This is a genomic window from Pseudomonas sp. TH04 (assembly GCF_016651355.1).
Lineage (GTDB): Bacteria > Pseudomonadota > Gammaproteobacteria > Pseudomonadales > Pseudomonadaceae > Aquipseudomonas > Aquipseudomonas fluorescens.
Genome location: NZ_JAEKEA010000001.1, coordinates 1,960,134 through 1,979,314, shown reverse-complemented (window position 1 = coordinate 1,979,314; position 19,181 = coordinate 1,960,134). Strand labels below are relative to the sequence as shown.

Here is a 19,181-nt window from a genome sequence, read left to right as displayed (position 1 = left end):
GGTCAAATTCAAAGCCGCTAGCGGCGTTACTCGGCGTGACTGATCATCCTTCCTGCTGCAGAACCTTGAGCGCCGCAGATGCCAGAAACCCCGAACGGCTTTTTTCTTCCGGGTGATTCAGCACGTATTCATCAATACGATTCAACAGATAACCCGGCAGGGTAATGTTGAGTTTCTGAGCCTTGCCCAGGTACTTGGTGACATCAATGTCCACCACGGCCCACGTGCAGCCGGCGTACTGCGAGGTTTTTCGAAGGGTTACCGGGTGTGTGAAGACTGCGCAAGGACCGCGAGAAACGCATCAGCCAATACGCTTTTTCTTGCCGTAGGGGTCAGCACCAGCAACTGAGCACAGGCATCTACCTCAGCCATCGGCTTATACGTAACGCCCTTATTCATCAAGCTCTGCGTGCATTCCGGCACCAATGCCACGCCTTGCCCGGCGGCCACCAGCGCAATGATCGAGGTGATCTGCCGTCCGGTCGGCCCGGCACGCAGGGGCACACCGTGGTGCCGGTAAAGTTGCTCGATGGACTGGTTCAACCCCGACCCATAATCCGACGGAAACAGAATCAACGGATATGCACTGAGCTGCGCCAAACTGACATCAGGCTGGCCGGCCAAAGGGCTGTCGCTGGACACGGCCGCCACCAAGCGTTCCTCACCGAGCGATTGTGCGTGTACCTCTTGATTCTGCGGCAATAGGCGACTTAGCCCGATATCCAGCCGCCCGTCAGCCACGCGCGCGCCGAGGCTGCCGGACGCGCACTCCACCAAGGTCAACTGCACTTCGGGAAAGCCTTGCGCAAAATTCTGGATCGCTTGGCTGAACAGATCCGACAAGGCGATTGAGCTGACGTACCCCAGCGACAATTGCCCCGCAGTGCCCGCCGCCAGTTTGCCGGCGATGACCTGCGCCAACGCCACCTGCTCCAACACGCCGCGTGCATAGGGCAGGAACGAACGGCCCTGAGCCGTGAGGGTCACCGTGCGGCTGGTGCGATCAAACAGCTTGAACCCCAACTCCGCCTCCAGCGCTGAAATCTGCCGCGTCAGTGGCGGCTGCGCCAGGTGCAGGCGAAGTGCTGCTCGGCCGAAGTGCAATTCTTCGGCGACCGTCAGAAAGTAACGCAGCTTGCGTAGGTCGAGCATCCTGTTCCCTGGGTATTGATCGGTTCGAAATCGGTATTGGTTTAAGACCCGTCGGCCATTCTATAAAGACCTCACAAAATAAAACGAGAGGTTTCATGAAACCGCGCCTGCATTGTGCCCGTCTTGCCCTGTTCCTGTGTGGCTGCGCGGCGTTTCTTAACCTCTATGCCACCCAGAGCATCCTGCAGACCTTTGCCGCGCAGTTTCACATCAGCGCCAAGACCGCGGGCTGGAGTATCACGGTCACCACCCTGGCCGTGGCGGTCACTGCACCCTTTGTCAGCCGGCTGACCGGGCGCTTCGAGCAACGCACCGTCATCAGCGTGGCCGCGCTGTTGTTGGCGGTGCCCGCACTGATGACCGCGTACGCCGACAGCTTTGCCCAAGTGCTGGTATGGCGGTGCGTGCAAGGTCTGTTGATTCCGGTGGTGTTCGCGACCAGTGTGGCCTACATCGGTGACCGTTGGCGTGGCGGCACGGTCACCGAAGTCACCAGCCTTTATGTGGCGGGCACTGTGTTGGGCGGGTTCGCCGGGCGCTTCGTCACGGGGGTGATGACTGAATACGTGGGCTGGCGGGAAGCCTTCGAATGGTTGGCCGTATTGAGCCTGATGGTGGGCGGGTTTATCCAATTCCTGCTGCCCTCAAATCGGCCGCGCACCGAGCGAGTTAACACGTCATCCTCGGGCATTTTCCGCAAACCGCTGTTGGCCGCCTACGCCGTAGGTTTTTGCGTGTTGTTCTGCCAAGTCGCGGCCTTTACTTACGCGGGTTTGTACCTTGGCTTGCCGCCGTTCAACCTCGGGCCTGCGGCGTTGGGCACGCTGTACATGGTGTTTCTACTGGCCTTGATCGTGATCCCCCTCGCGGGCCGCCTCAGCAAAGCCCGGCCCCACGCCGAGCTGCTGGGTATCGCCGCCGTGCTCGGTGTCAGTGGCTCGGCGCTGACCCTGGCGCCTTCGCTGGGCTGCATCGTCGTCGGCCTGGCGCTCAGTTCCACCGGCGTGTTCCTCGCCCAGGCCGCTGCCAATGCGTTCATCACCGCCACCGCCGGTGACAACAAGGCGGGCGCCGTGGGGGTTTACCTCACGTGTTACTACCTGGGCGGCAGTTGCGGTGCCATCGCACCGGCATTGATCTGGGAGCAGTGGGGCTGGGCTGGCTGCGTGGCACTGATTATCGGTTTCCAACTGCTGACCCTGCTGATCGCACTGACCGGCTGGAAGCCTCATCCACCTGCGTTGATTCAAACCCCATGAACGACACCGTCGCCGTGGCTGCCCGCGCGCCCTCCACGCGCCGCCGCGCGCTGATTACCGGTTGCAGCGCCCACGCCGTACACGATGGCCTCACCGACGTCATCTACGTGCTGCTGCCGATCTGGCAGGCGCAATTCGCCTTGTCCTACGCTCAAATCGGCCTATTGCGCGGCGCCTACTCCGGGATGATGGCCGTGTTCCAACTCATGGCCAGCCGCGCCGCCAAACGTTGGGGGCGTATACCGTTGCTGGTGGGCGGCACCGCGTTGGCAGGTATCGCTTACTTATTGGTGGGGCAAGCCACCGGGCTTGGCATGTTGTTGCTGGCGTTGCTATTGGGTGGGCTGGGAGCGAGTACCCAACACCCGCTGGCCTCTTCGATGATTACCGATGCTTATGAGGACGGTGGTGGGGTCAAGCAGGCGTTATCGCAATACAACTTTTCCGGTGACATCGGCAAAACCCTGATCCCGGGGCTGGTGGGCTTGCTGCTGACGGTCATCAGTTGGCGTGCCAGCGCGACCCTGCTGGGGTTGCTCGGGCTGGCGGCGGCAGGGCTGCTGTGGTGGTGGGCGCCTGCTCCGGTGTGCGAATCCGCCGCGACAAAAAACGCCAGGCCCTTGAGTCGAACCGGCTCGGTCATCGGCCTGCGCGCGCTGATCCTCACCGGCACCCTCGACAGCGCCGTGCGCATGGGTTTCCTCACGTTCCTGCCGTTCCTGCTGCAAGCCAAAGGTGCGGGCACGGCGGGTATTGGCCTGGCCTTGACCCTGCTGTTCATTGGCGGTGCGTTCGGCAAATTGTTCTGCGGCTACCTCGGTGCCCGCATCGGCATGATGAAGACCGTATGGCTGACGGAAACCGGCACGGCACTGCTGATCGTCGCCGCCGTGTACCTGCCGCTGAGTGGCTTGATGGCGATGTTGCCGGTGTTGGGCCTGGTGCTGAACGGCACGTCTTCGGTGCTCTACGGCGCCTTGCCGGACCTGGCCGGCGCCGGCAAACGCGAGCAGGCGTTTGCGCTGTTCTACACCGGCACGATAGGCGGCGGGGCGCTGGCGCCGGTGGTGTTTGGCGGGTTAGGCGATGCGTTGGGTGTGCCGCTGGCGGTGCTGGTGCTGGCGGGGATGTTGTGTGCGACGTTGCCGTTGGCGTGGGTGGTGCAGCGGGGGATAGCCGTGGACCGTTGACTGGCTCGTTTCGGATGGAAAACTCAGTTCCGTCCTACGTAATTGCACGGGCTGCATGGTTGTAAAGTTCGCGCTTCAAAAATCCCGGCGCACTTTTCGAATGCCTATCAATCAGTGACGAGTGGCTGTTGCGTGATAGGAAACGATCCGAATAAGCGTGCTATGCGCCAATGACGTATGGGCGTAGGTAGGATATTTGTCGAATCACCCGTATTTACCGAGGACCTGCCCGCCCACCATCGCTACCTGGCCCTGGCCATTCAGCAAATGCTTGAATTGGGGCTGATGCTGGTGGAAGCGGCGCAGGACCGTGTGGACCGCGCCGCGTAGGTTCTTGCGCGCACCGCAACCGGCTTGCCTTCCCAGGCCGCCCATACCACGGGGGAGGGGATCCAAAATACGCAAGTCACCTTAAAGGGACGCGGTCAACGTAAACGGAATGCGCAACGCGCCGATTGGCCCTTCCCGTGCCCCGCACATTTCATCGTGTACGCACTGCTGCACCAGCACGCAAGGAAACGGCGGAACCCGTTGCAACAGGTCGCGCAAATGCGTGGTGGAGCCGATGCGCATCGGCTTGGCGTCGTCGTCCAACAGCGTCATCTCGACATGATCCAACTTGACGCGCGCGATGTAGAAACCCCCTTCCAGCGACAGCAGTTCCAGCTCACGCACTTCGCCCTTTACCGCCAGTTCGGTCAGCATTTTCATATTCATGATTCACCCTCACTCTCGGTCGTTCATTGGCGACGGAAAAACAACGTGATCTGGCCCCATTCGACGCCGAACTTGGTCATGCTGGAACGGTTGATCAAGGTGTCCTCGTCCATCAAGTACATCCAGTCGTCCAGGCTGACTTCGTACACCGAACCGTCCACCGGCAGGTTGAGTCGGTAGCGCCAACGCAGTGCGTTACCCGCCACTTCGCCGATTGCGTCGCCGACCACATCACAGGCGCGCCCGCGCCAGCGGCCAGGGCCATCCGGGGTTAGCGTCCACACTCGCTGCTGGCGCGTGCCATCGCTGTACAGGAACCGTTCGTCAAGAATGAGCGCGTCGCCCTCGCGCCGGCTGGTGATATTCACTTCAAAGCGCTTGGCCACTTCCCCCGAGCGCTTCTGGAAAATCCCCCACGCCTTGACGGGTTTGCTGAAGAAGCGTTGCAGGTCCAACTGCGGCTGCTGGTCGGCGTAGTGGTCGACCCCTACGCTGCTGCAACTGCTTAAGCTCAACACCAGCAACAATGAAACCAGTAGACGTGTCATTGCCCGGCTCCGGGATCGTACGTGGCGAAGTGCCAACGCTCAGACTTGATACTTGTACAGAAATATTGATTTGTACAGGTTTAACCGGACGAATGACGGGTAACTCAAATCGCGCCCATAAAAAAACCGGTCACCAGGGACCGGTTTTTTTACGCATCCCGCGTCAGAACCATCCTGACGTGAGTGCACTGTTTGAGTGGAGCGGGTAGAGGGAATCGAACCCTCAACTAAAGCTTGGGAAGCTTTCGTTTTGCCACTAAACTATACCCGCTCAGAGCGGCTGACTTTGTACCAGATGTTCGCCGGGATTTGAAGTTTTTCTTCGAAAAATGTGTGGGTTGCGTTCATCCAGCCAGTCGACGAACGGACCTCATACTCGCGCAAGCTTGTGTGGGAGCGGGCTTGCCCGCGATGGCGTCACCTGAGTGCAACTGATACACCGAGGCGCTTGCATCGCGGGCAAGCCCGGCTCCCACATGAGCGGTTCAGATCGCAAAGGCATGCTGCGTCTGCCCCTGGTGATAGCGCAATCGACCCACCTGCCGCTCCGGTTTCAAAAAGCCCACCACCGCCTCTCGACTATCCAGGCATGCCGCCTTGTGTTCCATGTCCAGGAAATGCCCGGTCGCCTGGATGGTGCTGAAGCTGCTGTTGGCCACATGCTGGCCAAACAATTTGGCGTCTTCAGCGCTGGTGTATTCATCCCATTCGCCATTCAAAAACAGCACTGGAATGTCGATCTGCCGGGCCGCCTTGAGGTAGCACAGCCGATCGCTGTTGAGCACGTGGCTGATGTGGAAGTGCATCTGCCCGTATTCGTGCTCGGCCAGGCTACTCACGTGTTTGTAGTTGAAGCGTTTGAACAGCGACGGCAGGTGTTTGCCGATGGTGCTGTTGACCAGGTGGCCGACGCGGTCGCGGTCGAGGTTGCCGAGGTAGTCGACGCCGCGTTCAAGGTAGTCGCGCATGGGCGCGTTGATCACCGGTGAGAACGAGCTGATCACCGCCTTTTCCACGCGCCGTGGCCGATGGGCGAGGGCAACCAGGGTGGCGGCGCCGCCCCAGGAAAACGACAGAATGTGTTCAGCGGCGAAGTGGTCGATGAGTTCCAGCAGCAGCTGGCCTTCGACTTCCTTCGTCAGCATCTTCTCATGACGATTATGGATTTTGGAGCGGCCGGCGTAGGGCTGGTCGTACAAAACCACGTTGAATTGCGGATACAGGCTTTTCACGGTTTGGGCGAAGGACGCCGTGGTGGCCATGGAGCCGTTGACCAGGATAATGGTCTTGGCCGCTGCGTCCGCGCGATAGAACTCCGTGTAAACCCGATACTGACCCTGTATATCCAGCACAGCGATTTCTGGCCTCATGTCGTAAGACTCCTGGCAAGCGGGTAGTGCGCGCAGAACACTCTGCACGAGCTTTGTGACAGGTAGGCATACGCCTGGAAGAGGAGGGCCCATGTCGGTCCGATGGCGGCTGGCCGAGAGGTATTGTTATGGCGGGCTGTTTGCCTGGGAGGCCCGTAGATCAAGCGCGGGCGGGGCAAGGTGTTTCTTGGAGGTTATAGGCGACTCATCAGTCATAATTTGGCTGACGTCTTGATTCAAGCAGCAGAGCCGCCGCCTCGCAAGGCAATAAATGGGTTTTTTGCCATCACCGGCCGAACGGTCATCAGACCTGTTGGATTTCGTCGTCAGTCAGGGCTCGATATTCGCCGGGTGCAAGGCCTGCATCCAGCGCCAAAGGGCCCATGCGCTCGCGGTGCAGGCCGATCACCTTGTTATCGAAATGCCCGAACATACGCTTCACCTGGTGATAGCGGCCTTCGATGATGCTCAGTCGCGCTGTCCTTGGCCCCAGCAGTTCCAGCTCGGCGGGCTGGGTGGTGAGGTCTTCAAACGCGAAATACACACCCGCCGCAAACGTCACCGCGTACTCCGGGCCGATGGCCTGCTCGGTTTGCACGCGGTAAACCTTGGGCAGTTTGGTCTGCGGCTGGGTCAGGCGCCGTGACCACTGGCCGTCGTTGGTGATCAGCATCAGCCCGGTGGTGTTGAAATCCAGGCGGCCGGCAATATGCAGTTCGCCCTTGTCGGGTTCATCCAGCAGGTCGAGGACGGTCGCGTGTTGTGGGTCCGAGGTGGCGCTGACGCAGCCTTGAGGTTTGTGCAGCATGAAATAACGCGCCGGTTTGCCGGCCTGCACAACCTCATGGTCAACGCACACGCGGCTGAATTCGCGCACGTCATGGTGCGGATCGCTGACGGCCACGCCATCGACCGTCACCCGTCGCTCAACCAGCAGCAAGCGCACTTGCTGGCGATTGAAACGCGGCAAATTGCTGAGGAAACGATCAACGCGCATTACGCTGAACCCGCCTCACGCAATTGCGCCTCCACCTGCGCACACCGCGGGCACAGGCAGGCGGTGTTGCGCAGTTCGTCGGGCAGGGCTTCGAGCACCGCCGGGTCAATGCTGACGCTGTAGCACCAGCAGGCTTGGTCGGCAGTGCGCGGGTCGGCCAGGGCGCAGTCGTTGCGCGCACCACAGGCGGGGCAAAGGGTTGGCGTGGTCATCAGTCGGTTCAGGCTGTATCGGGCAGGGCTGTGCGGTTCCCAGCACGATACAGCGCCGCCGCGCTATTGCAAGCTGCGCAGGTAGCCACGCCAGCCGCCGAAGTGGCTGATATCCACGGCGCCCGTCAAACCGTAGGGCTCGCAGATGAACCCACTTTCCCAGCGGCCGTCCGCCAGTTGCACCTTGCCGATGCCCAAGGGCGCAGGGATGCCGGTCAGGAACGACCCGAGTTCGCTGCTCGGCAGCTCCCACACTTCCACCTCGATCGCCACGCCACCCTCGCTCACCTGCAGCATGCCGGGGCGATAAGGTGGCCCGCCGGCCAGGGCGAACAATTGATAGTCCGCTGAGCTGTGGGTGCACGCCAGCAAGCGCGCGCCCCGGCGTAATAATTGCGGGTTCAGCGCCAGCCCTTGCAGGTGCGCGCCGCACACCACCAGCCGCGTGACGTCATGGCTGGCGCTGCCTGCCGGTGCGCCCAGTGTCGCATCCTGCTGGCGTTGCAACGCATCCGCTACAGCCAGCAAGTATTGATCGGTAAACGCCCGACCAAACAGCGTCACGCCCCAGGGCAACCCGTTTTCCATCAAGCCGTTGGGCACGGCGACGGCCGCGTAGTCCAGCAAGTTCATGAAGTTGGTGTAGTAGCCCAGTTCGGCATTGCGCAGCACCGGCTCGGCGCGCAGTTCTTCCAGCGTGACCGGGCGACCAATGGTCGGCGTCAGCACGCAATCGAGTGTGTTGAGCAAGCGGTCACATTGTGCTTTCAAGGCTTGCAGACGGTACTGAGCACGGAAGGTGTCGACGCCGGTCACCGCCGGCGCCTTGGCCAACACGGCACGAATCACCGGCAGCACCGCTTCTGGATCACGCACCATCAATTCACCCGCGACGCTGTAGCGCTCGGCCACCCACGGCCCTTCGTAGAGCAGGCGCGCGGCGTCGAGGAAGGGCGACAGGTCCAGCGTGACGGGCTCGCCGCCGAGCGCAATCAGGCGCGCGATGGCCTGCTGGAACAGCAGTGGGCCTTGCTCGCAGCCGAAGAATTCCAGGTCCTGCTCGCGCGGCACGCCAAAGCGAAACGGCTTCGGCGTGCCGAACGCCGAGGCATCATTCCAGGCCGGGTTCTGGCGGCTGTATGCATCCAGCGGGTCCAGCCTGGCGGTTAACCCCAGCAACTGGCTGGCTTCGCGCGCGGTGCGCGTAAAGGTGGTGACGCAATCCAGCGTACGGCACGCCGGCACCACACCCGCCGTGGAAATCAGCCCTTTGCTCGCCTTGAGCCCCACCAGGTTATTCAGCGCCGCCGGCACCCGCCCGGAACCGGCGGTGTCGGTGCCCAGGGCAAAACTCGCCACGCCCAGGGCGACAGCCAACGACGACCCCGCGCTGGAACCGCCCGCGGGATACTCCGGCAACACGCTGTTGGGGCAGGCGCCATAGGGCGAGCGGCTGCCATTGAGCCCGGTGGCGAACTGATCCAGGTTGGTCTTGCCCAGCGGCACCGCGCCCAAGGCGATCAGTTGCTCGACAATCGTCGCGCTGCGCGTCGGTACATAGGCAAAGGCCGGGCAGGCTGCGGTGGTGGGAATGCCCGCCAGGTCGATGTTGTCCTTGATTGCAAAGGGCACGCCGAACAGCGGCAATTCGGACGGCTCGCGAGCGTCCAGTGCCGCCAGGTACGGCTCCAGTTCCGCCACGCTGAGCAGGTGGATAAACAGGTGATAGTCAGGGTTCAACTGCGCCGCTTTTTCGCGCAATTGCAGCAGCAGATCGCGGGGCGTGGTGTCGCCGCTGAGGTAGGCATTGCGCAGGTTGTCCAGTTGCAGATTCATGGCTTGTCCGCCTGTCGAAAAAGAAAAGTCAGTCACGTTCCAGCACCATCACCCGTTGCCCGGCACTGATGCCGCTGCCGGGTTGCACCGGGATCTCGCGCACGGTGCCGGCGCAGGGCGCGACGACCGGGATTTCCATTTTCATGGACTCAAGCACCACCAACACATCGCCGCCCAGCACCCGCTCGCCCGCCGTCACCTGGACTTGCCAGAGGTTGCCGGCGATAGGGCTGTCGACACTGATTTCATTGGCCTGCAGCGGCGAGTCAGCGCCCAATGGCAGCGCCGGTTCTTCACTGTGGTAGTGCGCCTGGCCACTGGCGATCCAGCGTTCGCGCTCGGCATTAAACGCGTGCTGCTGGTGCTCGCGAAACGCGTCGATACTTGAGGCCTCCCGCGCCAGAAAGTCCTGGTAATCCGCCAGGTTCAACTGGCTGTGTTCGATGTTCAATGCAAAGCGTCCGAGTGGGAAATCCCGACGGATCTGCACCAACTCATCGCTGCTCACCGGGTAGAACCGGATCTGGTCAAAGAACCGCAATAACCACGGCTTGCCGTCAAACGCCGCGACTTCCCTGTAGCGGTTCCACATCTGCAAGGTGCGCCCCACAAACTGATAGCCGCCCGGGCCTTCCATGCCATAGACGCACAGGTAGGCGCCGCCGATGCCCACCGAGTTTTCGGCGGTCCAGGTGCGGGCCGGGTTGTATTTGGTGGTCACCAGACGATGACGCGGGTCCAGCGGCGTCGCCACCGGCGCGCCGAGGTAGACGTCGCCCAGGCCCATCACCAGGTAGCTGGCGTCGAACACGGTGTGGCGTACTTCATCGAGGTTGGCCAGGTCGTTGATGCGTCGGATGAACTCCAGGTTGCTCGGGCACCACGGCGCGTCCTTGCGCACGGTGGTCATGTATTTTTCGATCGCCAGCTGGCACGCCGGGTCGTCCCACGACAGCGGCAAATGCACGATGCGCGAGGGCACTTGCAGGTTCGGCGTGGCGCACACGGTGGCCCAGTGTGTGGTGATCAGCGGCAGCAGGTCGGCCAATGGCAGGTGTTCGGGCTGGTAGTGGATTTGCAGCGAGCGGATGCCCGGCGTCAGGTCGAGCACGCCGGGCAGGGCGCGGGCTTCAAGCGCCTGCATGAGGGCGTGGGCACGAAAGCGCAGCACCAGGTCGAGTTCGGCGGCGCCAATTTCCAGCAGCAGGTGGGTGTCGCCGGCGAGGCGCGCGACTAGACGGGTGTCGGCCTGGCCGATGTCCAGCACCACAGGCGACTCGAGGTTAAGTGGAGGGTGGCCAGTGTGGGAGCCGGGCTTGCCCGCGATGGCATCACTGGGGTCTGTCTGAAGTACCGAGTAGCTGCTAGCGCAGGCAAGCCAGCTCCCACATTGATCCCATTTCAAGGCGAGCTCACGCGCGGTCTGAAGGTTCACCGGCTCGAAGCGCAGTTTGTCTCCCGCCTTCAATTGCCCCAACTGCCAAAGGTCGGCCTCGATCACCGTCACCGGGCACACGAACCCGCCCAGGCTCGGCCCATCCGGCCCGAGGATCACCGGCATGTCGCCGGTAAAATCCACTGCGCCTATCGCGTAGGGATTGTCATGGATGTTCGACGGGTGCAGCCCCGCTTCGCCGCCGTCCGTGCGTGCCCACACAGGCTTCGGCCCGATCAGGCGCACGCCGGTGCGGCTGGAGTTGAAATGCACTTCCCAGTGGGTGGCGAAGAAGGTGTCGATGTACTCGGGCTTGAAGTATTCCGGCGCACCGTGCGGGCCATAAATCACGCGCAGCGTGCGTGTTTGCGCCAAGGGTTCGGCGACCAGGCGTTGCCCCGCGCGCGTGTCCTGCAAGGGCAACAGGTGCAGCACATCACCCGCGCGCAACGCCCGCCCGCCATGCCCGCCGAACTGGCCAAGCGTGAACGTGCTTTGACTGCCCAGATAGTCCGGCACCTGCAGGCCGCCCCGCAGGCACAGGTAACTGCGCGCGCCGGGTCCTGCGATGCTGCCAAGGCTTAACACCGAACCGGGGGCAATCAACAGCGCGGTATTCATCGGCACTGCTTGCTCGTTCAGCAACAGAGGAATATCGGCGCCCGTCACGGCCACCACGGCAGCGCAGTTGAAGCGCACCATCGGCCCACTCATGGTGATTTCCAACGCTGCGGCGCCGTCGCGATTACCCAGCAGGCGATTACCCAAACGCAACGCACGGCTGTCCATCGGCCCGGACGGTGGCACGCCGACGGCCCAGTACCCGAGGCGCCCCGGGTAGTCCTGCACACTGGTTTGCGTGCCGGCGCTGAGCACTTCAACGGTGTCGGCGCTGTAGGCCAGGCCTTCCAGGCAGCGCGTCCACGGCCGACCGCTGGCGAAAGGCGTGGCCAGCAAAATCTGGCGCAGGTAGTCGCGGTTGGTTTCCACGCCGTAGAGCTGGCTGTCGCTCAACGCTTGATGCAAATCCAGGCGCGCCTGTTCGCGGGTCGGCGCCCAGGTGATGAGCTTGGCGATCATCGGATCGAAGTACGCTGGAATCTCGCAACCGGCTTCTACCCAGGTATCGATGCGCAACCCCTCGGCAGTCGGGAAGTCCACGCGGGTCAACAGGCCTGGGCTGGGCTGGAAATCCTTGCCCGGGTCTTCCGCATACAGGCGCGCTTGGATCGCATGGCCACGGGGTTGCCGCACCAGCCCGCTCAATGGTGGTAATTCACCCGCCGCCAGTTGCACCATCCAGCGCACCAGGTCCACGCCCCACACTTGCTCGGTCACGCCGTGTTCCACCTGCAGGCGCGTGTTCACTTCTAGGAAGTAGAAGCGGCCATCGGCGCTGTCAAAGATAAATTCCACGGTGCCGGCACTGCGGTAGTTCACGGCTTTGGCCAGGGTGATGGCGGCCGCGCACAAGGCCTCGGCCATGCCGTCGGGCAGGTTTGGTGCGGGGGTTTCTTCGAGGACTTTCTGGTTGCGCCGTTGCACGGAGCAGTCGCGCACGCCGAGGGCGATCACCTCGCCAGTGCCGTCGCCAAACACCTGCACTTCCAGATGGCGAGCGTGCTCGATGTACTTCTCGATGAACACACCGGCGTCGCTGAAATTGTTCTGCCCCAGGCGCTTGACGGCCTCGAAGGACTCGCTCAACTCGGCTGCGCTGCGGCACACGCGCATGCCAATGCCACCACCGCCGGCGGTGCTTTTGAGCATGACTGGGTAGCCCACCGTGTCGGCCGCTGTCAGCGCTGCATCAAGGCTGTCGAGCAGCTCGGTGCCTTCCAGCAAGGGGATCTGATGGTGCTTGGCCAAGGCCCGTGCGGTGTGCTTGAGCCCGAATACGCGCAGCTGTTCAGGCGTCGGCCCGACGAAGGCGATACCCGCGTTTTCGCAGGCTTCGGCGAAAGCGGCGTTTTCCGAGAGGAAGCCGTAGCCGGGATGAATCGCCCGGGCCCCACAGGCCTTGGCGGTGGCGAGGATTTTTTCCATCGCCAGGTAGGTACTGGCCGCCGCGCCTTCACCGAGGCTGTAGGCTTCGTCGGCCTGCTGGATATGCAGGCTGGCCGCATCGGCTTCGGCGTACACCGCAATGCCTTTGACGTGCAGCGCGCGCAAGGTGCGCAGGATGCGGCAGGCGATGGCGCCACGGTTGGCGATCAAGAGTTTTTCGAACATGGCAAAACCCTGCGGGCCGTCCCGCCAATTGGGGTGCGCGCCAGGGTCGTCCGTGGCGCAAATCTCGGGTGGTGAAAGCGGTCAACTGTGGGAACGGGCTTGCCCGCGATGGCGGTGTGTCTGTCCCCTTATTTATTGGAAGATTCACCTCCATCGCAGGCAAGCCAGCTCCCACAGGGAACCTTCAGCGTTTTTGCAGGCACTGCCCGGCGCGGGCCTGGCACAGGGCAAATAACCAACGGCGCAGGCGCTTGAGTTTCAGTTCCATACCAGTAGCTCCGCAGGGGTTGGGTTGTAGGCGTTGCACGGGTTGTTCAGTTGCGGGCAGTTGGAAATCAGCACGATCACGTCCATCTCCGCGCGCAGGTCGACGTACTTGCCAGGGGCGGAGATGCCGTCTTCAAACGTCAGCCCACCGTCGGCCGTGACCGGCACATTCATGAAGAAATTGATGTTCGGCCCGATGTCGCTTTTGCCCAGGCGCCCGTCGTGCGCACAGGCGCGCAGGTAGTTATCGCGGCAGCTGTGCATGTAGCGTTTTTCCAGGGCATAGCGCACGGTGTTGCTCTCTTGGGCACAGGCGCCGCCGAGGGTGTCGTGACGCCCGCAGGTGTCGTCGACGAGGGTCAGCATCGGCTGGCCAAGGTTGGAATACAGCACGCTGCCGGTGCTCAGGTACACGCTGTTTTGCCGACGTAACGTGCGTTGCACGTCGTAGCGCTCGCGCGGGTTTTTAAGGCTGTAGAACAACGTGTCGACAGCCTGGTTGCCTTCAAGGTCGAGGATGCGCAACGTCTGGCCGGCCTTGACCTCCATCAGCCACGGCTCGCCGGCGGGAATCGTGGCGCGGTACACGGCGGCGTCCGGGTGTTTCAGTGCGATAGACATAGCAGCTCCTCAGGCGAACAGGCGGTCGGTGTTGATAAAGCCGCGCTCGTTTTCCGGGCGCGAGGTGCGGCAGTGTTCGGCGACACTGGGGTCTGCGTTCATCCAGCTGAGTTTCAGCGGCTGTGGGGCGTAGTTCGGGTTGGGGTCCATCGGGTGTTGCAAGGCGGTCAGCACCACCAGCGTGTCCATCGGCGCGTAGAGCTCGATGTAGTCGCCGGCCTTGGAATTGCCCGGCACAAAGTGCAAGCCACCGTCGCTCTCGACGTTGACGCGGCTGAACAGGTTGAGGGTCATCAGCAGGTCGGACAGCCCCAGGCCCCACTTGCCCAATTCCACCAACAGGTTATCGGTGCCGTTGCGAAAGAAGCCGTTGCGCAGCTCTTGATAGCGGCCCTGGCCGTACTTCTCGGCCACTTCGCAGGCACACAACACACCGCCGATGCTGTCACTCCAGCCGCAGGTGTCGGCGGTGATGGCGGCCAGCACGCGGCCCATGTCCGAGTACAGGCAATGGCCGCTGGTGAGCTTGGCGGTGTGTTGGCACTTGAGGCTGTCGGGCAGGTTGAGGCGCTCGGTTTTTTCGTTGGCGTTGAGCAGGATCAGGCTGACGTTGGCACCGCCGCGCAGGTCGGTGAGGCGCAGCAGTTGGCCGCGCTTGAGCACAAAGGAACGGTGGCCGCCGCCGGGCAGCATCTCTTCGGCGAACGGGGGAAACAATTGAGTGGAATCGGTCATTTGGAAGTCGCTCCAAGTTCGGCGGCGAGCGCTTTGCGGCGCTCGCTGTTCAAAGGGATGTCGTAGGTGATGCGCGCGCCATAGGCGCCGGGGGCGTGGGGGTCGACGCGAACCTTGTCGAACACCAGCAAGCGCGTGCCGAGGCTGAAGCCTTCACTCAGGTCGTGGGTGACCATGAACACCGTCAGCCGGGTTTCGCGCCACAGCGCCAGCAGCAGCTGGTGCATGTCTTTGCGAATGCCCGGGTCGAGGGCGCCGAAGGGTTCGTCCAGCAGCAAGACGCGGGGTTTCATGATCAGGGCCTGGGCGATGGCCAGGCGTTGTTGCATGCCGCCGGAGAGCTGCGCCGGGTATTTGTCCAGCGCGTGGTCCAGGCCGACCTTACGCAGCAGGGCGGCAGCCTGTTCACGTGCGTGGTGTTTGGCGCTGCCGAACAGCCGGCCCAGCAATGGCGAGCGGGGTAGCTCAAGGCCGAGGGCGACGTTATCCAGCACGGTCAAATGCGGGAACACGGAGTAGCGCTGGAACACCACGCCACGGCTCGCATCCGGCTCGGCAGCGAGCGCCTGGCCATCCAGCAGGATCTGGCCCTTGCTCGCGGTTTCCTGGCCCAGCAGCAGGCGCAGGAAGGTGGATTTGCCGCAACCCGAGGTACCGACCAGCGTGCAAAACTCACCCTCGTCGACCTGCAGGCTGAGCCCTTCCAGCACCACTTGGTCACCATAGCGCTGCCACACATTGTTGACGCTGATAAAGCTCATGCCCGCGCTCCTTCGTACCAGGGGAACGCACGCCGCGTCAGGGTTTTGAGGCCCCAGTCCATCAGCCAGGCGAGCAGGGTGATCCACACCACGTAAGGCAGAATCACGTCCATCGCCAGGTAGCGGCGCACTAGGAAAATCCGGTAGCCCAAACCGTCAGTGGAGGCGATGGCCTCGGCGGCGATCAGGAACAGCCACGCCGAGCCGAGCATCAGCCGCAGCGAGATCAGCAGACGCGGCAGCAGTTGCGGGAGCACCACACGCAGCATCAGGGTCCAGGTGGAGGCGCCGAGGGTCTGCGCCTTGACCAGCAACTCGACGGGAATTTCCCGGGCGCGCTGTTCCAGGTCGCGCGCCAGGGCCGGTGTGATGCCGATGACGATCAGCATGACTTTGGACAGCTCCCCCAGCCCGAACACGATGAACAGGATGGGCAGGATCGCCAGCGGCGGCACCATCGACAGCACCGTGAGCAAAGGCGACAACGGCGCGCCAAACAGCGGCAGCGTCCCGGCGGCGATGCCCAGGCACAGGCCGGCGAGGGCGCTGATCCCCAGGCCGATAGCCAGGCGGCGCAGGCTCGACGCGCTGTCTTGCCACAGCACGTATTCACCGGTGCGGGTGTCGGCGCTGAACGCCAGGCGTTGCAGGGCGTCGCCCATTTGCACGGCGCTGGGCAGCAGCTTGTCGTTGGGGTTGTCCGCCAGGCGCTCGGCCGAGCCCACAAAGTAGGCGAACAGCAGCAGGGCGAACGGCAGCATCACCAACAACAGGCGACTGGAGCGTTCCGGGTGGCGGTTGATCAGGCGCATGGCCGGTTCCTCTTACAGCGTGCCGTCGGCGGCCATTTGCACGTAGCTGGGGTCGAACTGCAGCTTGAGGTTGGCGGTGTCGCCGCTGGTCACGCCGTTGGCGAAGCGCATGCCCACGGCGCTGGTGTCTTTGGCGCCTTCGCCGAGCAGGCCGTGCGCAAACGAGAACTCGGCGACCTTGCGCATGGTGGCGGGCAACTGCGCGCTGGTGGCGAAGGCCAGCGCTTCCTTGGGGGTGGCGAACAGCTTGGTGGTGTCCAGTTGCGACTGGAAACCCTTGAGGTCGGTGCCGGAGGCTTTGGCCATGTGCTCCAACGCTTCGGTGCTGGCCGCGTTTTTGGCGTTCATCAGCGCAACCACTTCGAACCAGGCGCCGGTCAACGCTTTGCCCAGCTTGGGGTTGTCTTTGAGGGTCTGGGTGTTGACCACCATCATGTCCATGATTTCGCCGGGCACTTTGCTGGAGTCGAACACTTCGGTGACGCCCGGTTTAGCCCTGATCTCAGAAAGCATCGGGTTCCAGGTGGTGACGGCTTGCACCTGGTCGGTGTTGAAGGCCGCGGCGATATCGGCGTCGGAGGTGTTGACGACTTTCAGGTCTTTTTCGGTGAGGTCGGCCGACTCCAGGGCGCGGGCCAGCAGGTAGTGGGACACCGAGAGTTCCACCAGGTTGACGTTCATGCCCTTGAGGTCGGCCACGGTCTTGCCGGTGCCCTTGATCACCACGCCATCGTTGCCGTTGGAGAAGTCACTGACCACCAGCGCGGTGCTGTCCACGCCACCGGCGGCGGGAATGGTCAGGGCGTCCATGTTGGTCATGGTGCAGCCGTCGAACTGGCCGGCGGTGTACTGGTTGATGGATTCGACATAGTCATTGAGCTGCACCATGTCGATTTTGATGCCGTACTTCTTGGCCCACTTGTCGAGGATGCCTTGGCTGCCGGCGTATTCCCACGGCATCCAGCCGGCATAAATCGTCCAGCACACGCTGAAGTGGTCTTTGGGGGCGGCTTGGGTCTGAACGCTCATCACGGCGGCAAAGGCCGCGGCGAGCAGGGCGGGTAAACGAATTGAGGGCATGGGGTTTTTCCAGTTGATCAAGGGCGAGCAGGAGCAACGCGGCACCGTAAACGGTGGCTTGTCTCCCGGGCTTTTATCCCGCCGTGTAACCTCAACTGGAGGTCGCCAACTCTCGGACCAGCCACTCGCGATCAGCGAGCCGGAACCCTAGTCAGCCATTGCAAATTGTGGTGCCGCGAACCTGTAATCAATCCTGCACGAGGGAGCTAAAGCGAGAGTCGTGCCAAGTGAGGCACAAGCCCGGCTTTTCAGCCGGGCAAGGGCGCCGCGAGGGTTGGGCGCGAAGGGATGTGCGTCAGGTCGGTGCGCGGGCGCACACTAATGAGGCGATTACAGCTGGAACTTGCTGACCAGTACATTGAACGAAGTAGCCAGACGGGACAGGTCCTGGCTGGAGGCATTGGTCTGGTGGGCGCCGGCGGCGGTCTGGGTCGACAGGTCCTGGATGTTGAGCAGGTTGCGGTCCACTTCGCGGGCCACCTGCGCCTGTTCCTCCGATGCGGAGGCGATCACCAGGTTACGCTCGTTGATCATCGCCACGCTGGTGGTGATCCGCTGCAGGGCTTGCCCGGCGTTTTGCGCCAAGGCCTGGGTGTCATTGGCCCAGCTCAGGCTCTTGTTCATGGCGGCCACGGCATCATCGGCGCCGAGCTGCACGTCACCAATCATTTTCTCAATGTCGACCGTGGAGGTTTGGGTGCGATGGGCCAATGCCCGCACCTCGTCAGCGACCACCGCGAAACCTCGGCCTTGCTCGCCTGCGCGGGCGGCTTCGATGGCGGCATTGAGGGCCAATAGGTTGGTCTGGTCGGCAATGCTGCGGATGACATCAATGACCTTGCCGATCTCTCGCACCTGGTTGGCGAGATCCGCGACCGACTGCGTCGAATCATTGATCTCGACCACCATCGACTCCATGCCCGACACGGCCTGCTCGACTTGCTGGCGACCTTCCTCCGCTTCGGTGGTGGCCTGCCGGGACGCTTGCGAGGTCGACACCGCATTGCTCGCCACTTCGTCCACCGCCGTGGTCATCTGGTTTACCGCGGTGGCAGCCTGTTGAATTTCGTCATTCTGGCGAGTCAGGCCACGGGTGCTTTCGTCGGTAACCGCGCTCAGTTCTTCGGCGGCCGACGCGAGCTGGTCCGCAGCGTTGGCAATTTCCACCAGGGTGCTTTTCAAGCCGCCTTGCATATCGGACAGCGCCATCAACAGTTGCCCGGCTTCGTCAGTGCGTTCGGTGACGATGGCGTGGGTCAGGTCGCCTTTGGCAATGCGTTGAGCGCTTTCGACCGCTTGTGCGATAGGGCGGGTGATCAGGCGCGTGATCAGCAGGCCGATGGTGATTGCAATGATGAACGCCAGGACGATGCCGCTGATCATCCACGTCAATGCGCTGTCGCGCAGCGCTTCGGCGGCGATTGCGCCTTCTTTGATCTGGCGGTTATTGGACTCGATTATCACGCGGATCAGCTCGCGGGCCTGGCGGAACAGTTCATTATTGGTGGTGTTGAGCTGCGTGCGAGCCTGTTCTGTCTGGCCGCTGTCGAGCATCGAGATAATGCGTTCGGAACTGCTGACATAGTTCGGCCAGATCTGGTCGAGCTTGTCGCCCGCGACGCGTTCGTCATCTTCCAGTGGCGTGGCGCGGTACGTGGCATACGCGGTCTGGCTGCGCTTGAGTTCGCTGGCAATGTCCTGGCGTACGCGGTCGCGGTCTTGTTGATTGACGTTGCCGTTGCTGGCATCGAGTAATCGGTACAGACCACGGTTGTGCGCGACCAGGCCATTGAGCGTGGAGGCCGTATTGCTGACAGACACCAGGTTGTTGGAGAAGGTTAGTTCCAGTGCGTTGGCGAGCCGAACGACACCTTTTATTCCCAGCATCCCGACACCGAGGGTGACAAGCGCACACAAAACGAACGAAAGCAGGAGCTTGGTAGAAATTTTCATGACG

17 protein-coding genes, 1 tRNA gene, 2 pseudogenes and 1 riboswitch are annotated in these 19,181 nt (G+C 62.5%); of the genes and pseudogenes, 3 read left to right on the top strand and 17 right to left on the bottom strand.

From position 1 onward, the window contains the following. Window positions 1-43: 43 nt before the first annotated feature. Window positions 44-244: pseudogene (locus tag JFT85_RS08860) on the bottom strand (type II toxin-antitoxin system HicB family antitoxin); the annotation flags it as partial. Window positions 245-258: 14 nt separating this feature from the next. Further along, window positions 259-1,152, bottom strand: coding sequence for a LysR family transcriptional regulator (locus tag JFT85_RS08855; protein ID WP_201229715.1), 894 nt, complete (start codon window positions 1,150-1,152; stop codon window positions 259-261). A 95-nt stretch (window positions 1,153-1,247) separates the two neighbouring features. On the opposite strand from JFT85_RS08855, the gene JFT85_RS08850 reads away from it, so the two are divergent. The 3 genes from JFT85_RS08850 (at window position 1,248) to JFT85_RS08840 (ending at window position 3,931) form a co-directional block, all read left to right on the top strand. After that, on the top strand, window positions 1,248-2,411 hold the full coding sequence (locus tag JFT85_RS08850; RefSeq protein WP_201229713.1) for an MFS transporter: 1,164 nt from the start codon (window positions 1,248-1,250) through the stop codon (window positions 2,409-2,411). Then, a complete protein-coding gene (locus JFT85_RS08845) occupies window positions 2,408-3,601 on the top strand; it encodes an MFS transporter (RefSeq protein ID WP_201229711.1) in 1,194 nt (397 codons plus the stop codon). Before JFT85_RS08850 ends, JFT85_RS08845 begins: the two co-directional genes overlap by 4 nt. A gap of 177 nt (window positions 3,602-3,778) precedes the next feature. Next, window positions 3,779-3,931 (top strand): DUF6124 family protein, encoded by a 153-nt coding sequence (locus JFT85_RS08840; RefSeq protein ID WP_169875737.1) that lies wholly within the window; start codon window positions 3,779-3,781, stop codon window positions 3,929-3,931. A gap of 81 nt (window positions 3,932-4,012) precedes the next feature. Here the strand turns inward: JFT85_RS08840 and JFT85_RS08835 are convergent, their stop codons facing one another. From JFT85_RS08835 to JFT85_RS28685, 15 genes and pseudogenes are all read right to left on the bottom strand, one after another. Then, a complete protein-coding gene (locus JFT85_RS08835) occupies window positions 4,013-4,318 on the bottom strand; it encodes a DUF6482 family protein (RefSeq protein ID WP_053254867.1) in 306 nt (101 codons plus the stop codon). A 23-nt stretch (window positions 4,319-4,341) separates the two neighbouring features. After that, complete coding sequence (locus JFT85_RS08830; protein WP_201229709.1) at window positions 4,342-4,866, bottom strand: DUF3833 domain-containing protein; 525 nt, start codon at window positions 4,864-4,866, stop codon at window positions 4,342-4,344. A gap of 197 nt (window positions 4,867-5,063) precedes the next feature. Continuing rightward, a tRNA-Gly gene (locus JFT85_RS08825) sits at window positions 5,064-5,137 on the bottom strand. A 214-nt stretch (window positions 5,138-5,351) separates the two neighbouring features. Next, a complete protein-coding gene (locus JFT85_RS08820; RefSeq protein ID WP_201229707.1) occupies window positions 5,352-6,236 on the bottom strand; it encodes an alpha/beta fold hydrolase in 885 nt (294 codons plus the stop codon). 304 nt (window positions 6,237-6,540) lie between these two features. Beyond that, a complete protein-coding gene (locus JFT85_RS08815) occupies window positions 6,541-7,233 on the bottom strand; it encodes a 16S rRNA pseudouridine(516) synthase (RefSeq protein WP_073637180.1) in 693 nt (230 codons plus the stop codon). Continuing rightward, the gene (locus tag JFT85_RS08810) at window positions 7,233-7,445 is read right to left on the bottom strand and encodes a cysteine-rich CWC family protein (RefSeq protein WP_069552654.1); all 213 of its coding nucleotides are present in this window, start codon (window positions 7,443-7,445) and stop codon (window positions 7,233-7,235) included. The genes JFT85_RS08815 and JFT85_RS08810 overlap by 1 nt, the downstream gene beginning before the upstream one ends. A 63-nt stretch (window positions 7,446-7,508) precedes the next feature. Then, window positions 7,509-9,281 (bottom strand): allophanate hydrolase, encoded by a 1,773-nt coding sequence (gene atzF / locus JFT85_RS08805; RefSeq protein WP_201229705.1) that lies wholly within the window; start codon window positions 9,279-9,281, stop codon window positions 7,509-7,511. Window positions 9,282-9,309: 28 nt separating this feature from the next. Continuing rightward, on the bottom strand, window positions 9,310-12,948 hold the full coding sequence (gene uca, locus JFT85_RS08800) for an urea carboxylase (protein ID WP_201229695.1): 3,639 nt from the start codon (window positions 12,946-12,948) through the stop codon (window positions 9,310-9,312). A gap of 258 nt (window positions 12,949-13,206) precedes the next feature. Then, on the bottom strand, window positions 13,207-13,836 hold the full coding sequence (locus JFT85_RS08795; protein ID WP_053254874.1) for an urea amidolyase associated protein UAAP2: 630 nt from the start codon (window positions 13,834-13,836) through the stop codon (window positions 13,207-13,209). 9 nt (window positions 13,837-13,845) lie between these two features. Continuing rightward, window positions 13,846-14,571: an urea amidolyase associated protein UAAP1 gene (locus JFT85_RS08790; protein WP_201229693.1), complete on the bottom strand. Its 726-nt coding sequence runs from the start codon at window positions 14,569-14,571 to the stop codon at window positions 13,846-13,848. Further along, window positions 14,568-15,332 carry an ABC transporter ATP-binding protein gene (locus JFT85_RS08785; protein ID WP_201229691.1) on the bottom strand — a complete coding sequence of 255 codons (765 nt, stop codon included), beginning with the start codon at window positions 15,330-15,332 and terminating at the stop codon, window positions 14,568-14,570. The genes JFT85_RS08790 and JFT85_RS08785 overlap by 4 nt, the downstream gene beginning before the upstream one ends. Then, complete coding sequence (locus tag JFT85_RS08780) at window positions 15,329-16,144, bottom strand: ABC transporter permease (RefSeq protein ID WP_053254877.1); 816 nt, start codon at window positions 16,142-16,144, stop codon at window positions 15,329-15,331. The genes JFT85_RS08785 and JFT85_RS08780 overlap by 4 nt, the downstream gene beginning before the upstream one ends. 12 nt (window positions 16,145-16,156) lie before the next feature. Continuing rightward, window positions 16,157-17,224 carry a putative urea ABC transporter substrate-binding protein gene (locus JFT85_RS08775; protein ID WP_053254878.1) on the bottom strand — a complete coding sequence of 356 codons (1,068 nt, stop codon included), beginning with the start codon at window positions 17,222-17,224 and terminating at the stop codon, window positions 16,157-16,159. 60 nt (window positions 17,225-17,284) lie between these two features. Continuing rightward, window positions 17,285-17,386, bottom strand: a riboswitch (guanidine-I (ykkC/yxkD leader). A gap of 168 nt (window positions 17,387-17,554) precedes the next feature. Beyond that, entirely contained in the window at window positions 17,555-18,418 is an 864-nt protein-coding gene (locus JFT85_RS28690; protein WP_420376781.1) for a methyl-accepting chemotaxis protein, read from the bottom strand. Beyond that, window positions 18,413-19,177 (bottom strand): annotated as a pseudogene (locus JFT85_RS28685) (MCP four helix bundle domain-containing protein); the annotation flags it as partial. The pseudogene JFT85_RS28685 and the gene JFT85_RS28690, both read right to left, overlap by 6 nt. Between the last annotated feature and the right edge of the window lie 4 nt (window positions 19,178-19,181).

Bases quoted from the DNA above. Each gene is read 5' to 3' on its own strand.
- JFT85_RS08780 (WP_053254877.1), bottom strand. From the start codon at position 16,144: ATGCGCCTGATCAACCGCCACCCGGAACGCTCCAGTCGCCTGTTGTTG.
- JFT85_RS08815 (WP_073637180.1), bottom strand. From the start codon at position 7,233: ATGCGCGTTGATCGTTTCCTCAGCAATTTGCCGCGTTTCAATCGCCAG.
- JFT85_RS28690 (WP_420376781.1), bottom strand. From the start codon at position 18,418: ATGCAAGGCGGCTTGAAAAGCACCCTGGTGGAAATTGCCAACGCTGCG.
- JFT85_RS08810 (WP_069552654.1), bottom strand. From the start codon at position 7,445: ATGACCACGCCAACCCTTTGCCCCGCCTGTGGTGCGCGCAACGACTGC.
- JFT85_RS08850 (WP_201229713.1), top strand. From the start codon at position 1,248: ATGAAACCGCGCCTGCATTGTGCCCGTCTTGCCCTGTTCCTGTGTGGC.
- JFT85_RS08820 (WP_201229707.1), bottom strand. From the start codon at position 6,236: ATGAGGCCAGAAATCGCTGTGCTGGATATACAGGGTCAGTATCGGGTT.
- JFT85_RS08845 (WP_201229711.1), top strand. From the start codon at position 2,408: ATGAACGACACCGTCGCCGTGGCTGCCCGCGCGCCCTCCACGCGCCGC.
- JFT85_RS08835 (WP_053254867.1), bottom strand. From the start codon at position 4,318: ATGAATATGAAAATGCTGACCGAACTGGCGGTAAAGGGCGAAGTGCGT.
- JFT85_RS08840 (WP_169875737.1), top strand. From the start codon at position 3,779: ATGGGCGTAGGTAGGATATTTGTCGAATCACCCGTATTTACCGAGGAC.
- JFT85_RS08795 (WP_053254874.1), bottom strand. From the start codon at position 13,836: ATGTCTATCGCACTGAAACACCCGGACGCCGCCGTGTACCGCGCCACG.
- JFT85_RS08830 (WP_201229709.1), bottom strand. From the start codon at position 4,866: ATGACACGTCTACTGGTTTCATTGTTGCTGGTGTTGAGCTTAAGCAGT.
- JFT85_RS08775 (WP_053254878.1), bottom strand. From the start codon at position 17,224: ATGCCCTCAATTCGTTTACCCGCCCTGCTCGCCGCGGCCTTTGCCGCC.
- JFT85_RS08785 (WP_201229691.1), bottom strand. From the start codon at position 15,332: ATGAGCTTTATCAGCGTCAACAATGTGTGGCAGCGCTATGGTGACCAA.
- JFT85_RS08855 (WP_201229715.1), bottom strand. From the start codon at position 1,152: ATGCTCGACCTACGCAAGCTGCGTTACTTTCTGACGGTCGCCGAAGAA.
- atzF (WP_201229705.1), bottom strand. From the start codon at position 9,281: ATGAATCTGCAACTGGACAACCTGCGCAATGCCTACCTCAGCGGCGAC.
- JFT85_RS08790 (WP_201229693.1), bottom strand. From the start codon at position 14,571: ATGACCGATTCCACTCAATTGTTTCCCCCGTTCGCCGAAGAGATGCTG.
- uca (WP_201229695.1), bottom strand. From the start codon at position 12,948: ATGTTCGAAAAACTCTTGATCGCCAACCGTGGCGCCATCGCCTGCCGC.